20 protein-coding genes are annotated in these 15505 nt (G+C 52.9%); 10 read left to right on the top strand and 10 right to left on the bottom strand.

Annotated elements, in window-relative coordinates:
- Positions 1–21 precede the first annotated feature (21 nt).
- Together K6R05_RS10260 and K6R05_RS10255 are read right to left on the bottom strand one after the other, a co-directional pair.
- On the bottom strand, positions 22–870 hold the full coding sequence (locus K6R05_RS10260; protein WP_161732501.1) for a manganese catalase family protein: 849 nt from the start codon (positions 868–870) through the stop codon (positions 22–24).
- A 290-nt stretch (positions 871–1160) separates the two neighbouring features.
- Complete coding sequence (locus K6R05_RS10255) at positions 1161–1418, bottom strand: biofilm development regulator YmgB/AriR family protein (protein ID WP_161732559.1); 258 nt, start codon at positions 1416–1418, stop codon at positions 1161–1163.
- 551 nt (positions 1419–1969) lie between these two features.
- Here K6R05_RS10255 and K6R05_RS10250 point away from each other — a divergent pair.
- Positions 1970–2194, top strand: a complete 225-nt coding sequence (locus tag K6R05_RS10250) for a hypothetical protein (protein WP_033732545.1) — start codon at positions 1970–1972, stop codon at positions 2192–2194.
- Between the two features lie 100 nt (positions 2195–2294).
- On the opposite strand, the gene K6R05_RS10245 is transcribed toward K6R05_RS10250, so the two are convergent.
- The gene (locus tag K6R05_RS10245) at positions 2295–2546 is read right to left on the bottom strand and encodes a hypothetical protein (protein ID WP_161732499.1); all 252 of its coding nucleotides are present in this window, start codon (positions 2544–2546) and stop codon (positions 2295–2297) included.
- Between the two features lie 336 nt (positions 2547–2882).
- Here K6R05_RS10245 and umuD point away from each other — a divergent pair, with 336 nt between their 5' ends.
- The 4 genes from umuD (at position 2883) to K6R05_RS10225 (ending at position 6072) form a co-directional block, all read left to right on the top strand.
- On the top strand, positions 2883–3302 hold the full coding sequence (umuD, locus tag K6R05_RS10240; RefSeq protein WP_013357748.1) for a translesion error-prone DNA polymerase V autoproteolytic subunit: 420 nt from the start codon (positions 2883–2885) through the stop codon (positions 3300–3302).
- Positions 3303–3304: 2 nt separating this feature from the next.
- Positions 3305–4573: a translesion error-prone DNA polymerase V subunit UmuC gene (gene umuC, locus K6R05_RS10235; RefSeq protein ID WP_222924088.1), complete on the top strand. Its 1269-nt coding sequence runs from the start codon at positions 3305–3307 to the stop codon at positions 4571–4573.
- 596 nt (positions 4574–5169) lie between these two features.
- A complete protein-coding gene (locus K6R05_RS10230; RefSeq protein WP_222924087.1) occupies positions 5170–5784 on the top strand; it encodes a TetR/AcrR family transcriptional regulator in 615 nt (204 codons plus the stop codon).
- A 147-nt stretch (positions 5785–5931) separates the two neighbouring features.
- Positions 5932–6072, top strand: coding sequence for a hypothetical protein (locus K6R05_RS10225; RefSeq protein ID WP_237566674.1), 141 nt, complete (start codon positions 5932–5934; stop codon positions 6070–6072).
- A gap of 30 nt (positions 6073–6102) precedes the next feature.
- Here K6R05_RS10225 and ycgZ read toward each other — a convergent pair whose 3' ends face one another.
- The 5 genes from ycgZ to K6R05_RS10200 all read right to left on the bottom strand — a co-directional run bounded on the left by ycgZ (position 6103) and on the right by K6R05_RS10200 (position 8316).
- Entirely contained in the window at positions 6103–6342 is a 240-nt protein-coding gene (ycgZ, locus tag K6R05_RS10220; RefSeq protein ID WP_161732493.1) for a regulatory protein YcgZ, read from the bottom strand.
- Between the two features lie 227 nt (positions 6343–6569).
- Positions 6570–6842, bottom strand: a complete 273-nt coding sequence (locus K6R05_RS10215; protein ID WP_222924086.1) for a hypothetical protein — start codon at positions 6840–6842, stop codon at positions 6570–6572.
- Positions 6843–7263: 421 nt separating this feature from the next.
- A complete protein-coding gene (locus K6R05_RS10210; protein WP_010245445.1) occupies positions 7264–7494 on the bottom strand; it encodes a YgdI/YgdR family lipoprotein in 231 nt (76 codons plus the stop codon).
- A 15-nt stretch (positions 7495–7509) separates the two neighbouring features.
- Positions 7510–7743 (bottom strand): YgdI/YgdR family lipoprotein, encoded by a 234-nt coding sequence (locus K6R05_RS10205; protein WP_010245442.1) that lies wholly within the window; start codon positions 7741–7743, stop codon positions 7510–7512.
- Between the two features lie 369 nt (positions 7744–8112).
- A complete protein-coding gene (locus K6R05_RS10200; protein ID WP_061062381.1) occupies positions 8113–8316 on the bottom strand; it encodes a hypothetical protein in 204 nt (67 codons plus the stop codon).
- 189 nt (positions 8317–8505) lie between these two features.
- Between K6R05_RS10200 and K6R05_RS10195 the strand changes: the two genes are divergently transcribed.
- From K6R05_RS10195 to pdxY, 4 genes are all read left to right on the top strand, one after another.
- Positions 8506–8820 carry an MliC family protein gene (locus K6R05_RS10195; RefSeq protein WP_161732489.1) on the top strand — a complete coding sequence of 105 codons (315 nt, stop codon included), beginning with the start codon at positions 8506–8508 and terminating at the stop codon, positions 8818–8820.
- 25 nt (positions 8821–8845) lie between these two features.
- Entirely contained in the window at positions 8846–9502 is a 657-nt protein-coding gene (gene pdxH / locus K6R05_RS10190) for a pyridoxamine 5'-phosphate oxidase (protein ID WP_013357759.1), read from the top strand.
- 140 nt (positions 9503–9642) lie between these two features.
- Positions 9643–10917, top strand: a complete 1275-nt coding sequence (tyrS, locus tag K6R05_RS10185; protein ID WP_161732485.1) for a tyrosine--tRNA ligase — start codon at positions 9643–9645, stop codon at positions 10915–10917.
- 56 nt (positions 10918–10973) lie between these two features.
- Positions 10974–11834: a pyridoxal kinase PdxY gene (pdxY, locus tag K6R05_RS10180; protein ID WP_161732483.1), complete on the top strand. Its 861-nt coding sequence runs from the start codon at positions 10974–10976 to the stop codon at positions 11832–11834.
- Between the two features lie 32 nt (positions 11835–11866).
- On the opposite strand, the gene gstA is transcribed toward pdxY, so the two are convergent.
- Both gstA and dtpA read right to left on the bottom strand, forming a co-directional pair.
- Positions 11867–12472 (bottom strand): glutathione transferase GstA, encoded by a 606-nt coding sequence (gene gstA / locus K6R05_RS10175; protein WP_222924085.1) that lies wholly within the window; start codon positions 12470–12472, stop codon positions 11867–11869.
- 162 nt (positions 12473–12634) lie between these two features.
- On the bottom strand, positions 12635–14116 hold the full coding sequence (gene dtpA, locus K6R05_RS10170; RefSeq protein WP_222924084.1) for a dipeptide/tripeptide permease DtpA: 1482 nt from the start codon (positions 14114–14116) through the stop codon (positions 12635–12637).
- A gap of 682 nt (positions 14117–14798) precedes the next feature.
- Between dtpA and K6R05_RS10165 the strand changes: the two genes are divergently transcribed.
- Positions 14799–15494 carry a CTP synthase C-terminal region-related (seleno)protein gene (locus K6R05_RS10165; protein ID WP_161732476.1) on the top strand — a complete coding sequence of 232 codons (696 nt, stop codon included), beginning with the start codon at positions 14799–14801 and terminating at the stop codon, positions 15492–15494.
- The last annotated feature ends 11 nt before the right edge of the window (positions 15495–15505 follow it).

Here is a 15505-nt window from a genome sequence, read left to right as displayed (position 1 = left end):
TGGTCCCTGACAGGCGGGTAATTATGGTTTCGGTGGCGTAACGCCATCAATCTGCTCTGACTGTGCACCGGAGCCGGGACGGGCATTGCCCAGCAGCGGCTCATCACCCAGAATCTCGGGCTGCTGCTTCGCGCTGAACTGCCCATGACCATCGTAAGCCGGGCCACTGCTCCAGCGACCTTCCGGCAGCGGTTTGTCCAGTGAGGTATTCAGGCAGTAGTACGAGTGCTCCTGCGCCTCATGTTCCTGCGGGAAGCTGTTCGGGATCGGCAGCGATGCGTTCAGGCCACCCATCTCTTCGATCACCGCCAGCCACTGCTGCTGGTGCATCGTGTCACGGGCGATCAGGAAGGAGAGGAAGTCCTTCATCCCTTTGTCTTCGGTCATGTTGTAGAGCCGGGTAGCCAGTACGCGGCCGGTGGCTTCTGCAGTGACGTTAGCCAGCATATCTGCCGCCACGTTGCCGGAGGCGTAGATGTGGCTCATGTCGAACGGCATGCCGTTGGCATTCACCGGCATCGCAGCCAGACCGGAAGAGAGGATATGGCGTGGGTTCATGCCACCCAGAATGGCATTAACCACCGGGTCTTTGGCTGACGCTTCCTGGTAAGAGAGCGGTGCGCCTTCAAGGTTCAGCGCCACGGCGTAGCCCAGCATTTCGATATGGCTCAGCTCTTCGGTGGCGGTGGAGATCAGCAGATCCCGAATCCGCACATCACCCCGCGCGCCCATCGCCTGGAAAAAGTATTGCATCGCTACACGAATCTCACCTTCGACGCCGCCGATGGCCTGCTGTAACAGCATGGCAAACTCTGGATCGGGCTTCTCTACACGAACCGGGAATTGAAGTTTTGATGAATGATGAAACATGATTATTTTCCTCGTCTGTGTTTGCAGTAGATGCAGAAAAAGCCTGGACACAGATATCGGATAAATAAAGCGAACCGAGAGCAATTAATCGCAATTTAAGGTGAAATAAGCGGCAAAAACGGTAAATAGTAGAGCTATATCTGGTCCGGCAGGGCAGGCAGTACGGGAGGTGAATATAGAAGCGGGCGATGCAGTGCAGCAGAAATAAAAAAGCCCCTTTAAAAGGGGCCGATTCCGTAGTGGAAAAGCATCCGTGCTAATTCGCGTTCCGTCATGACAGACACAGGTTTTTAGCTTTCGCTGGTGGCCGTTGCACGCTGCAGAACATGTTCCAGAGCCTGACGGTAAATATCCTGCTTAACCATGTCGCGCTCGCTCTCCAGGCGGTGAATCAGACCCAGCACAATGTCTTTATCGGAGACATGGGCTTTGGCTCGCGCAAGTTCAGCATGAACTGCGGCGATCACCTGTTTTTCTGTGGTCAGCGCTGTACCAGAGTTCATGAAGTAATCAGAAATCTGAGACTCTGTATTCATCGTTGTTTGCATGTCAGGCCTCATAAGAAATTGGGAAGGAATGCGTTGATTCAGATCCGGTAACCGGCTGACGCAAAAAAATTGCATCTGAAGGTGGAAATCCACAACACCTTCAGATGCGGTGCAAAGCACGCTCGTTACAAGTGATTTAACATCACGAGGTAAAGTTATACAAAAATGGCAAAGTTGTACAATAAAATTTGACAAAAGATCACTGGTCAGATGTGTTGAGGGAGAGATGGCACACAGGACAAAGCGAGGCTTTCACTCTTTATGTTATATTATTCAGTGAATTAACAGGGATTTCCCATAAGATGATAACGTCTGCTGGTGAGTGCCAGCTATTTTTCTGCCGTCCTGTAAAACGATACAATAGCCGTTCAGGCAGACATTTTTGCAAAAAACCTGTACAGCCCGTACAGTTTTTTTTGCGCAGGAAAAGCGGACAACGCAACACAGCTGCTGCAATCCTGTCCGCCTGACAGGTCATGCCACATAATTCACTTCCCACGCCTGATGCAGAAGGCTAAGGTTGAGCCCTTATTCATCACAAGGAAATGATCATGGTTCACGACTATTTTGCGATTCCGCCTGCGGGCGTGACGCAGGAACAACATAAACGTTCAGTGGCTGTGGCAGCGGCGCTGTCAGTGGCAAAGGAATCCGTCAGCGCTTCAACGTCAGCAACCGGTTCAAAAGCCTCCTGGGACCTGCAGGCCGTGGCGAATGAAATTGGTAATCTGGCCGATGCGATTCAGGATGCGCTGGAGAGTGATAGCCAGGCTTAAAGGCTAATCCGCAGCGTCTCAGACGGCTGCCGGGACGGGGCAGGGGATGGCAGTGTTCAGGAGCCGGTAACGTCCGGTGAGCGGACGCTGCCGGAGAGTCCTATTCCATCGTGGGTGGCTCATATTTAATATACTGACGCAGGGCGTCATGGATTGCCTGATTATTGCCTTCCTCCAGACCACGTTCGGCATATTCTTTCGCCAGCGCGGCCAGCACATCGTCAAATTTCCCTTTGTAGTTGAGATTATTGAGCGCAATTTGCTGACCGAGTATCGCTTTTAATACCGTGGTCTCAACCGTTAACTGCGCAACGGCTTCTTCCAGATGTTTAATTCTATCGTCGTCTGTCATAACCTCTCCATGCCTTAAAAAAGGCAGAATAACCAGCCCGCTCTGAATATTCAAACCTCGGCGAATGCCACAGAGACGTTGTCAGATTTTCCTTAAGTAAAAATAATCAGCGGGTGAATTTATAAGATTAGTTACTGAAAGAAAAAACGCTGATATTCCCGTGCTGCGGCAAAAGTAACCCGTTTCCGCTTACTCTCACAGCAGTGAGAAAAAAGAGGATTAAAAAAGTGTATTACCATCAACTCCTTTGCTTAAAAATGTTCCGTGTCACTTGATTAAAAGGGGGATTAGCTATTACTGTATTTATATACAGTAATCTGAGCAAGGAGTGAAATTGTGGAATTCATTAAACCTGCGGACATTCGCGCCGTTATGCCTTTACCGCTTTATATCGAACGTGTGCCGTGCGGATTTCCCTCCCCGGCGCAGGATTATGTCGAACAACGTATCGATCTCAATGCGCTGATGGTGCAGCATCCCAGTGCCACCTATTTTGTCCGCGTCAGCGGCGAGTCGATGATTGAGGCGGGCATTAACGATGGTGATATGCTGGTGGTCGACAGCTCGCTCACCGCCTCACACGGCGATATCGTGGTGGCCGCCGTCGATGGTGAATTTACCGTTAAACGTCTTCAGCTTCATCCCTGCCTGCAACTGATGCCGATGAACACCAAATTTAAACCGATCGCTATCCAGACCGAAGATGCGCTGGAAGTGTTTGGTGTTGTGACCTTTGTTATTAAATCGACGCACTGACCATGTTCGCGCTGGTCGATGTGAACTGCTTTTATGCATCGTGCGAAACCGTTTTCCGGCCCGATCTGAAAGGCAAACCGGTGGTGGTGCTGTCGAATAACGACGGCTGTGTGATTGCGCGCAGCGCCGAGGCAAAAAAAGCCGGCATTAAAATGGGTGCACCCTATTTTAAAATGCGTGAAGAGCTGACGCGTCATGCGGTAAAGGTCTTCAGCTCAAATTACGCGCTCTATGCCGACATGAGTGAACGGGTGATGACCATCCTCGAAGAGATGGCTCCCTCGGTGGAGATCTACTCGATCGACGAGGCGTTTATGGATCTTACCGGCGTGCAGAACTGCATGGCGCTGGAGACCTTTGGCCGGCAGGTTAAAGAACGGATCCGCAAAGAGACCCATCTGACCGTCGGCGTCGGCATTGCACAGACCAAAACGCTGGCTAAGCTGGCGAATTTTGCGGCCAAAAAGTGGAGCAAAACCGGCGGCATTGTCGATCTGTCGGACCCCGAACGACAGAAAAAGCTGCTGGCGCTGATTGATGTGGCTGACGTCTGGGGCGTAGGGCACCGGATCGGCAAACGGCTCAACGCCATGGGCGTTATGACGGCGAAAGATCTGGCCGATCAAAGCACCGAATCTATTCGCAAACAGTTCAGCGTGGTGATGGAGCGTACCGTCAGAGAACTGCGTGGCGAATCCTGCCTGGAACTGGAGTCAGTGACACCGGATAAGCAGCAAATCATGTGTTCCCGTTCGTTTGGCAGCCGCATCTTCGATTATGACCAGATGCGTGAAGCCGTCTGTGCCTATGCTGAGCGTGCGGCAGAGAAGCTACGCCGCGGTAACCAGTATTGCCGTCAGGTGGGGGTCTTTGTGCGTACCAGCCCGCATGCTACGGATGAACCCTTTTATGGTAATCAGTCTACCGGCCAGTTGGTCATCCCGACACAGGACACGCGCGATATTGTCGGTGTTGCGATGGCGTGTCTGGATAACATCTGGATTGAGGGGCATCGCTATATCAAGGCGGGCATCGTGCTGGGGGATTTTTTCAGTCAGGGCGTGGCCCAGCTTGATCTGTTTGACGAGCATCAGCCGCGCCGCAACAGCCAGGAGCTGATGCAGCTGATTGATAAAATTAATAAAATCGGCAGCGGAAAACTCTGGTTTGCCGGGCAGGGGATCAACAAGGCCTGGGCAATGAAGCGCGAGATGCTGTCACCTGCCTATACCACGCGGGTAACGGATTTGCCGGTGGCGGCGGTTAAGTAGGCGCGGGTCCGGCTTCCTCTGTTGCTGACGTAGCAGCAGCTGTTATACGCTTTTTTATCACGCGATTAAAGTGACAGGAAGTGATGCTTTGCCTGGCCCGATGAGTAGTTTTTCATCGGGCATTTTAAAAAAATAACCACGTAAATATAGTGGGTTTCAGAGCGTTTGAAGCCAGAGTCATGCTCTGGCCTGCAATACATTTCACAGCAATCATTCAATCCCGCCACCATGACGACGATGAGATTTATGTGGTCGACGGCAACAGCACTATAAAAACCCGACTCTTTTTATGTTTTGCTGACAATGAGCACCACGCCAGCCTGCTTATTAAGCAGTCTATGTTATGGCTGATTAAAATAAACACGCAGCAACGGGCAGATCGCCGCAAAGAGACCGCGTTATTATCTGAGTAAATCGTGACCGGTTTGCTCTGTAACCTCTGCCGGGTTGCAGGGTACAACCGGTTACTCCCCTTGATCATCAGGCGACAGAAACGGACAGGCGTCAGTGTCAGGCCGCTATCTATACTTGTTACCCATGCCTGGGATAGAATCCGGGCTGATTCTGACAGGAACGTCCTTACCAGACCGGTAACAATGATCATGACAGCGACAGCGCAAAAAAACAAAGAGCGGGGACGTCCCAGAGAGTTCGATATTGAACAGGCTCTGGATCACGCCATGATCGTTTTCCGACAAAAAGGGTATCACGCCACATCAATAAGCGATCTGGGTGAGGCGATGAACCTCTCTGCAGGCAGCATCTACAAGGCCTTTAAAGATAAGCGCTCGCTCTTTCTGCAGGTGTTTGAACGTTATCTGTTGCTCAGAAATACCGAGCTGCGCCGTCGTCTGGCACCCTGTGTCAGCGGACGGGAAAAAATAACCGAGCTATTGCAGTTCTATCTTGACTCGGCGCGCGCCATCGAAGGGCGGCGCGGCTGTCTGGTCGTTGCCAGCGCCATTGCGCTGCAGACGATGGATCAGGCGCTGGGGCAGCGCATTGATGAGGTGGTTCAGCGTAATCAGCGCTTCCTGGTCTCGCTGCTGGAGCTGGGGCAACGGGATGGCTCAATCGATAACACACTGGACAGTGAAGCGGCAGCCGGTTTAATCCTCTGCATAGCATACGGGATGCGGGTTGCAGGCAAGGTCAGCGATGTGACCAACGAACAGCAGACGCTGGCGCTGGCATTGAAAGTGCTGGGGTAATCATTACGGGGAGGGGCATCAGTAAACCGGCATTTCCCCGCCCACGTTTTTCGGACAGAAAAAGTCTGCAGTGCGCTTTTCCCGACGCTGTTTATGTGCCAGGCTTTTACGCTTTATTCTGTAGCGTAGAAAATTAAGGCCTGCTTCGTGAAAACCTCAATCTTACTGACACTCGTCGCCGCTATTGGCTGCTCTGTCTTTGCTGCACAGGGGGGATTTGAAACCCGCGCAGTGAAACATCCGCTGCAACAGCAGGTGACGGAAAGCGGAGAGCCGCTGACGCGCTGACAGAAGTCGCTGGCAGAGAGCGTCCGCTGCTTAACGGCCAAACAGCAGGCTGATGAGGGCACGGTAATGACGCTCCTCTTCCTGCGTGGACGCTGTCTCCAGCCGACGGAGAAGTTTGGTGCAGATCGATTTACGGTTTACGTTCCCGCCTGCATGCAGAATTTCCACCACCACCTGACCCAGCGTTTCCTGCTGTGAGGGCAGGCTTGCCGCATTAAAATAACGGGCAATATCGTCTGCCGTCCGCGGCAGTCTCTGGTTCGGGTACATGGATAATTTCCTGTGAGGTGATGGAAAAACGATCGGCTTGCGCCAAAGTTATACAAAAAAATCGAATCTGTATAGCTATTTCAGGGCAGGACCGGTGGTTTTCGTGCGATCTGCATAGCTTCTGGCGATAAACAGAAAAAATGCAAAAACTGGCGTGATGCCGCGGAGTGGTGAGTGGCACCAGGCGAGGCCTGGCACCCTGAACCGACAGGACATTCTTTAGCACATTAGCGGTAATCTTTAAGGTAAACCGGCGCCTGTCCGGTTTCAACCAGCCAGTTTAATTCGGCGCGGTCGCGCGTTGAGGCCTCGATAAAGCCTTTAAGCCAGTTGCGTGTAGCAGCAATCTGCGCGACGCGCTCATCGCTGCGTTCGTTTTCAGCCATTTCAGCCAGCTGGCGAATCAGTGATACCAGCGTGATCTCCTGCTCTTCAAACGCCAGATTAATGGCGGCTTCACCAAGAATGATATGACCGATTGTTTTATCATGGTAAACCATCAGCGACCTCCTGATTGAATAACGATATGAATAGTCTAGTTAAAGGTCATCCGGACTAAAAGATCGGAAACCGCCGATAAACACAGTTGAAATGATTAAAAAATAAAATGAACCTTTAAGCGAAGCGATAAGCCTCTAATAAAAAAGAATAAAAACAGAGTTCTGTTTTACGGGTAAAAGAGCTTGAGCTATTAAGCTGGTTAAAAAGGGTAGGGGTTGCCTGAAATTCAGATAAGTAATAAGCAGGTGAATCACGATTACTGTCATGTTGACTGCCATATTATGGCTATAACATAACGGATATTTCTGATTCGAATCGGCAGGTGGCGGGAAGCTTCGTTCGTACCACATGTCGCGCTAAGCACAGGAAAAAATAAAGCCGCCCGTAGGCGGCTTTATTAAATGAACGATAGTGCCCGGTTTATTTCTTCGGTACTTCAGAAACCGCTTTAACGTCCGCTTTATTAATCTGTTGCTTCACGCCATTGGCGTCGGTGTAGGCCAGCAGACCGGCATCTGACTCAGAAGGCTTGCCATCACTAATAATGGTACGTCCATCATTAGTCTGAATCGCATAACTGGTACGGGTGCAGCCGGTTAATACGGTCATACCAATCAATGCGGCGAGAGGTAAAATCAGCGCTTTTTTCATCTTATTCACCTTATATTAGTTGTCGAGTTCACTCATATTACTGATCTCATTGCGATTGATCTGCTCAGTTTTTCCTGTCTGAGCATCGCGATAAGAAACCAGGCCAGTATCTGAATCGATCTGCGGTTTACCATCAGTGACAATGGTACGGCCATCAGTGGTCTTAATTGACTGATTCGAGGCGCAGCCTGCAAGCGTACCTAAAGAAAGCGCCAGCAAAGCAATGGCTGACAGGGATTTCATTTTCATTTTTTTTAACTCCATGAAGTATAACCAGACGTTTACAGCATAGACGGCTTTATAGAGTTTGCTGACCCTGTCACGTTTCGCTGCCGGTTTTTTAGACAAAAAAGGGGGGTGTAGCGATTATTCACGGGAATGACGGTGGGGAATAGCATTTATTGCAAATGTGCACGGCTGTTTATGCCGTTTCAGCAGAGGCATTACATGGCCTGAATAAAAGTGAGGTCAGGGTGGAAAATAAGCACGGCAGCCGGAGCAGATATTCTTCGTTAAAGCCAGCGTCGCCATAGGGGTAATCGTCTGCACCAGCGTTAACGGCTGCTTATATCCGCTGGCCCGATACCCTGATGACTATCGGGCCAGTGAAGAAGGGGATCAAAGAATGGAGTCTTCGCCGGCTTTGGCTGCCGCTTTTTCCGCTTTCATGGCGCTGACCGGATCGGATGCGCTCAGCCAGCGATCAAATTTCTGGTAGGTGTCGATAAAGGTTTTAAAGTAGCTGCTGGCGACGGTGGCATTCTCTTTGTGGTTCATAAACGCCACAGCCAGCTTAAATGCATCTTCGTTATCAAATTTCATATTTGTTTTCCTCGCTTAAGATCTATAGAGCGTAGCCTGAGAACGCGGTCTGTGCATTCAGACAACCGCCTGAAAATGCGGAATAATTCAGGCGGCATGACAGCATCCACCAGATTGGCGCGGATTCCCACTTACTTCGCGCAAAATCCTTCTTATAATGCCAGCTTCACTCGTGAAGGAGACCCGCTTATGTTGAAAGGATTGACCGTTGCCGCGGTGCTGTTGCTGTCCGGCTGTAGTCTGATGCATAAACAGCCACCGTTGCCGCAGACCCTGCATTATCGCTGTGGAACCCTGCCCCTGACCGTGACACTGGATGAGGCGAACGAGCAGGTGAGCTTCATCATGGATGGCCAGCCCCTGACGCTGAAGCAGACGGTATCGGCTTCCGGCGCACGCTATAGCGACAACACCTATGTGTTCTGGTCCAAAGGAAACGGCGCATTTATCGAACGTAACGATAAAATCGTCGTGAACGATTGTGAGCTGCAACCTGCCAGCTGACTCTTTATCTGAATAGGCGAGCATTATGAGCGACAGCGAAACGCTACACACCATTGCCCATCTGCGGCGTGAATATACCCGCGGCGGATTGCGTCGTAAGGATCTGCCGGATGATCCGATTGCGCTGTTTGAACAGTGGCTGAGCCAGGCGTGTGAAGCAAAACTGCCCGATCCCACGGCAATGACCGTGGCCACCGTGGATGAGCAGGGCCAGCCGTGGCAGCGTATCGTGCTGCTGAAGCACTTCGATGCGCAGGGCATGGTGTTTTACACCAATCTTGGCAGCCGCAAGGCGCTGCAGTTGGCGCACAATCCACGTATCTGCCTGCACTTCCCGTGGCACTACCTGGAGCGTCAGGTGATGGTGCTGGGCGAAGTGGAGAAACTGTCGCCGCTGGAGGTGCTGAAATATTTCCACAGCCGCCCGCGCGACAGTCAGATTGGAGCCTGGGTGTCGAAGCAGTCGAGCCGTATTTCGGCCCGTGGCATTCTGGAAGGGAAGTTTCTGGAACTGAAACAGAAGTTCCAGCAGGGTGATGTGCCGCTGCCCAGCTTCTGGGGTGGATACCGCGTGAAATTTCACACAGTGGAGTTCTGGCAGGGCGGCGAACATCGCCTGCACGATCGTTTCATCTATCAGCGCGATCACGATGGCTGGAAAATCGACCGTCTGGCACCCTGAATCTGCATGATTTCCCCCTATCAGCGCTGGCACAGAAGGCGTCAGCGCTTTATGCTATAGCCCTCATTTTTTTCGATTCCGCAACTCAGCGGAAAGCTGTGTACCAGCATAGGTGCAGTCTGATCAATTTGGAGTCAGTAATGACCAGCAGTAACCTGATACAACAATTGCAGGAGAGGGGCCTTATCGCCCAGGTGACGGATGAAGACGCGTTAACAGAGAAACTGGCGCAGGGGCCAATTTCGCTCTATTGCGGCTTTGACCCCACTGCTGACAGCTTGCATTTGGGCCATCTGGTACCGCTGCTCTGCCTGAAGCGTTTTCAGGATGCCGGCCATCAGCCGGTGGCACTGGTCGGGGGGGCAACCGGCCTGATTGGCGACCCGAGCTTCAAAGCTGCAGAGCGTAAACTTAATACCAGCGACACCGTCAACGAATGGGTTGAGAAGATCCGCCAGCAGGTGGCGCCATTCCTCGACTTCGATTGCGGCAGCAACAGCGCAATCGCCGCCAACAACTACGACTGGTTTGGCAGCATGAACGTGCTGACCTTCCTGCGTGACATCGGTAAACACTTCTCCGTTAACCAGATGATCAATAAAGAAGCGGTGAAGCAGCGTCTGAACCGTGACGATCAGGGCATCTCCTTTACCGAATTCTCTTACAATCTGCTGCAGGGCTATGATTTCGCCTGCCTGAACGAGCGTCACGGCGTATCGTTGCAGATTGGCGGTTCCGATCAGTGGGGTAACATCACCTCCGGTATCGACCTGACCCGTCGTCTGCATCAGAACCAGGTCTTTGGTCTGACCGTTCCGCTGATCACCAAGTCTGACGGCACCAAATTCGGTAAAACGGAAGGCGGCGCAGTCTGGCTCGATGCGAAGAAAACCAGCCCGTACAAGTTCTATCAGTTCTGGATCAACACCGCTGACGCCGATGTCTATCGCTTCCTGAAGTTCTTCACCTTCCTGAGCATTGAAGAGATCAACGCGCTGGAAGAGGAGGACAAAAACAGCGGCACCGCGCCACGTGCGCAGTATGTGCTGGCTGAGCTGGTAACGCGTCTGGTGCATGGCGAAGCGGGTCTGTCGGCGGCAAAACGCATCACGGCCAGCCTCTTCTCTGGCTCCGTGAGCGACATGACCGAAGCCGATTTTGAACAGCTGGCGCAGGATGGTATGCCCACTATCGTACTGGGCGCTGACGACGATCTGCAGCAGGCGCTGGTGAAAGCCGAGCTGGTGCCGTCTCGCGGTCAGGCACGCACCATGATCGGCTCCAATGCCGTTTCTCTGAATGGTGAAAAGCAGTCTGACGCGGAATACCGCTTCAGCGACAGCGACAAACTGTTTAACCGCTTTACGCTGCTGCGTCGCGGTAAGAAACATTACTGCCTGATTAACTGGCAGTAAGATTTCAGGGCCGGTTTCCGGCCCTTTTTTATGGCAAGGCAGGACAGGGCAAACAAGTGAAAAATATTTTAGCGATTCAGTCGCATGTTGTTTTTGGTCACGCCGGTAATGCGGCGGCTGAGTTTCCGATGCGCCGTCTGGGAGCAAACGTCTGGCCGCTGAACACCGTGCAGTTTTCCAACCATACGCAATATGGTCACTGGACCGGCACGGTGATGCCTGCCACGCATTTAACTGACATCGTTAAAGGCATCGCAGATATTGACCGTCTGAAGACCTGCGACGCGGTGCTGAGCGGCTATCTGGGTTCGGCAGAGCAGGGTGAGCAGATTCTGCAGATTGTTCAGCAGGTCAAAGCGGCTAATCCAGATGCCTGGTACTTCTGCGATCCGGTGATGGGTCATCCCGAGAAAGGCTGCATCGTGGCACCCGGCGTGGCGGAGTTTCACTGTAAAATGGCGATGCCGGCCAGCGACATCATCGCCCCGAACCTGCTTGAGCTGGAGATGCTGAGCGAACGCACTGTCACCGACGTCGACGCGGCAGTCGACGCTGCGCGGGCGCTGATTGCCCAGGGACCACGCGTGGTGCTGGTGAAGCATCTGGCGCGCGCCGGTCGTCGCAGCGATCGCTTTGAGATGCTGCTGGTGACGGCGGAAGACGCCTGGCACATCAGCCGTCCGCTGGTCGATTTCGGTGTGCGTCAGCCGGTCGGCGTAGGCGATCTTACCAGCGGTCTGCTGCTGGTGAATCTGCTGCACGGCAAATCATTGCAGGATGCGCTGGAGCACGTCACTGCGGCGGTCTATGAGGTGATGCTGAAAACCCATCAAATGGGCGAGTATGAGCTGCAGCTGGTGGCGGCCCAGGATGCCATCGCCAGTCCAACGCAGCACTTCACGGCCGAAAAGCTGTAATGCATCAGGGCCGGTTGACCGGCCCTGTTCACTCAGGCTAAGCCTTCCGCTTTCAGCGCCGCCTGCACCGCAGGACGTTCCGCAACACGATCAAACCACGCCTCCAGCGCCGTAAAGCCGGACAAATCCAGTCCCAGCGCTTTTGCCCAGCGCGTCACCACAAACAGATAGGCATCCGCCACGCTGAAATGCAGCCCCATCAGCCACTGTTTGTCACGCAGTGACGCATCGACATAGCGGAATTTCGCTTCCAGCTGACTGCGCGTCTGCGCTTTCACCTCATCGGAGTAACCCGGGCGAAACAGCGGCCCGAAGCTTTTGTGCAGCTCACTGCCGATGTAGCTGAGCCACTCCACGGTGTGATAACGCGTCAGGCTGCCGACCGGTGCCAGCAGATGACGATCGGGCTTGAGATCTGCCAGGTACTGCACAATGGCAACGCCTTCCGTCAGCACGGTGCCGTCGCTGAGCAGCAGCGCGGGCACCTGACCTTTAGGGTTAATCTGGCGGAAATCATCGCCCCGTTCAGTGCGTTTTGTGGCCAGATCAACGTTCACCTGAGTGAAATCGAGACCGCATTCGCGCATGACAATATGGGGAGAAAGAGAGCAGGCTCCTGCTTTGCAAAACAGTTTCATGACCATGTACTCCTTGTTGCAATGGGATCACAGCATAGTAAAGGCTCAGGGTGGAATTACCAGTGATAAGGATCAGGGATCGATGAGGGGAAAGGGTCAGCAATAAAAAAAGCCGGGCAGAGCCCGGCTGATTCGTATCACGGCAGCGATGACGCCTGCACGTTATTTTTTCGCGTCAGGATCCTGCGCCATGCGGTTCAGCATCGGCGCCGTAATCAGCATCAGCAGGGCGATCACCGCCGTCACGATACCAATCTGCTGGAATACGCGGCTGTAGGTCGCCAGCGAAATCAGTGGATCGGTAACGTTTTCCGGCACCGCCATCAGGTTGGCCACTTTACCGGCAATGACCGCCGCGCCTGCGGTGGTCAGGAACCAGGAGCCCATGATAAAGCCCATCAGACGCTGAGGCACCAGCTGTGCCACCATCGCCAGGCCGAGGCCGGAGATCATCAGCTCACCGATACTCTGCAATGCATAGCTCAGGATCAGCCAGTTAACAGAAACGATACCGGCATCGCTGGCGAACTTCGCGCCCACCGGCAGCACCAGGAACGCCGCGGAGCAGAGCACCATACCAAAGGCAAACTTGTGCGGCATAGGCAGCTTATCGCCCAGCTTGTTGTAGAGCGCCGCCAGCAGCGGACTGGCCAGCATGATCCAGAACGGGTTCAGCGCCTGGAACTGCTCGGGCGCAAAGGTAATGCCGAAAATCGTGTGCTCAACGTTGCGGATAGCAAAGAAGTTGAGTGACGTTGGCATCTGCATGTAGAGCACGAAGAAGAGAATCGCTTCGACCATCAGCAGGAAGGCCACAATCATTTTACGACGCGCCGCGCCCTGCAGTGCAAAGGCTTCTTTAGCAAACACCAGCACGATACCCAGCGCAATGACCGCCAGCACCAGGCGTGCAATGACCTGATGATGCAGCATCCAGTTCGCTAGCGCGATTAGCACCACGACGCCAACCAGGGTCATCAGCAGTTTTCCAACCTGCAACGGTGCAAAGTCCGGCTTAGAACCGTAATCCTTGACCATGCGTTTGCAGAACAGGAAGTTAAACAGGGTGATGATCAGACCGATAACGCACAGTGAGAAGGCAACGCTGTAACCATATTTCGCCGCTAACCACGGGGTGAGCATCATCGAAAACAGTGAACCGATGTTGATCGACATATAGAACATGGTGAAGGCACCATCGATACGCGGATCATCTTTTTCGTAGCAGGTGGAGAGCAGAGAAGAGGGGTTCGCCTTGAACAGGCCGCTGCCCACGGCGATCGTTGCCATACCGATATAGACGGTGCTGACGTTATGACCGGAGAATGCCACCAGCGCATAACCCAGCGCCAGCACCAGCACGCCCAGCACAATCACACGTTTCGTGCCCAGCACTTTATCGCCGAGCCAGCCGCCAATGGCGACAAGTCCATAAACCAGCGCGCTGAATGAAGAGAACAGGGTGATGGAGTCTGATTCAGACAATCCCAGTTGCTTCACCAGGTAAACCGCCATAATGGCCTGCAGGCCATAGAAGCCAAAACGTTCCCATAACTCAATCGAGAAGATTAAGTAGAACGCCTTCGGCTGTTTAAACGCATTGAGACTGACAGCCTCATCAGTGTGTTTGTTTGCAGTTGACACATGTACCTCAGTTTTTTCATACCCTGTTTCGGGACAGCAATTAAGTCCGCGTCATGTGAGTTTTTCATGCGCGAGATTGTTATTAGAAGGGAAAAGCGGCGACTAATTTGGCTGATTACGGGCGGCAGGGCAAGAATTTTCTGACAACCTGCCTGAGCTGATAATCCAGAGTTAAAAACCTTATAACAAACTGTTGATCAGGTTTTAATATTGATGGAAAAGAGTATATCAGTATAAATCAACTGAATGCGAGTGAGGCGCTGGATGAATTTAACATTAACTGCTAATGAAGAGTAATTCAGATGAAACGTTTGCCGCAGATTTTATCAGCAGCATTTATAGGAGGTTTCAGGCCATTATTCAGGCAGTGTGACGAAAAAGTAAACGTTAACGCGTCTCATCTGGCGGCAAAGCATACAATTGCTGATCGAGAGCACAAACCAGCGATTTAATTCAGAAAGCAAAAGAAGAAACCGATTGCGTTGCTGCGCAGGAAAGCTAAAAAGCCTGTCGGCAGCATAAACCTGCAAAAAAGTTTCCGCTGAAGAAAAGAGAAGCAGACTGTGATGAAGGCATGATGCTCCCTGTACTGAGTGGCAGCATTATGACGCGACTGTCAGGCCGCTCGACTTGAAATTAACATTCCTGTAACCTCTCCATTTCTCCGGAAAGGATCATTCCAATGTCGTCTCCCCTGCGCTTATCTCTGGCTGGTGACTACCGCGCGGATGCGGTTGCCCATCAGGCCATTCCTCTTGCTATTGAACGTGCTGCCCGCTGGCTGAACATAGCGGTTGAAGCTGAATGGGTTGCCAGCGAAAAACTCGCTGAATCCGATCTCAGGCGCAGTGACGCAGTCTGGGTGGTGCCGGGCAGTCCCTATCATAATGATGAGGCCGTTTTTGATACCATTCGCTGGGCGCGGGAAAGTGGAAAGCCTTTCCTGGGCTCCTGCGGGGGATTCCAGTATGCGGTCATCGAGTATGCACGCAATGTACTGGGCTGGCACGATGCCAGTCATGCCGAAACCGACACCGGTGGGCGCATGGTCATAGCCCCGCTGAGCTGCTCGCTGGTGGAACAGCGCGGCGCGGTCAGATTCGAACCTGGTTCGGGTATTGCTACGGCCTACGGCATGCTGGAAAGCGATGAAGGCTATCACTGTAACTTTGGCGTCAACCCCGAATTCAGTGCGGCGCTGGGTGATAACACCCTGCGTATTACCGCCTGGGATGAAGCAGGTGACGTACGCGGTGTGGAGCTGCCAGATCATCCTTTCTTCGTCGCGACGCTGTTCCAGTCCGAGCGCGCGGCACTACAGGAGAAAGAGTCTCCCCTGGTCATTGCCTGGATGCAGGCGGCGCTGGCACAACGTTAAACGCGGCCATC

It is taken from the genome of Pantoea alfalfae, assembly GCF_019880205.1.
GTDB lineage: Bacteria > Pseudomonadota > Gammaproteobacteria > Enterobacterales > Enterobacteriaceae > Pantoea > Pantoea alfalfae.
Note: the sequence above shows the minus strand (reverse complement) of the source record. Positions and strands in the feature narration are given on the sequence as shown.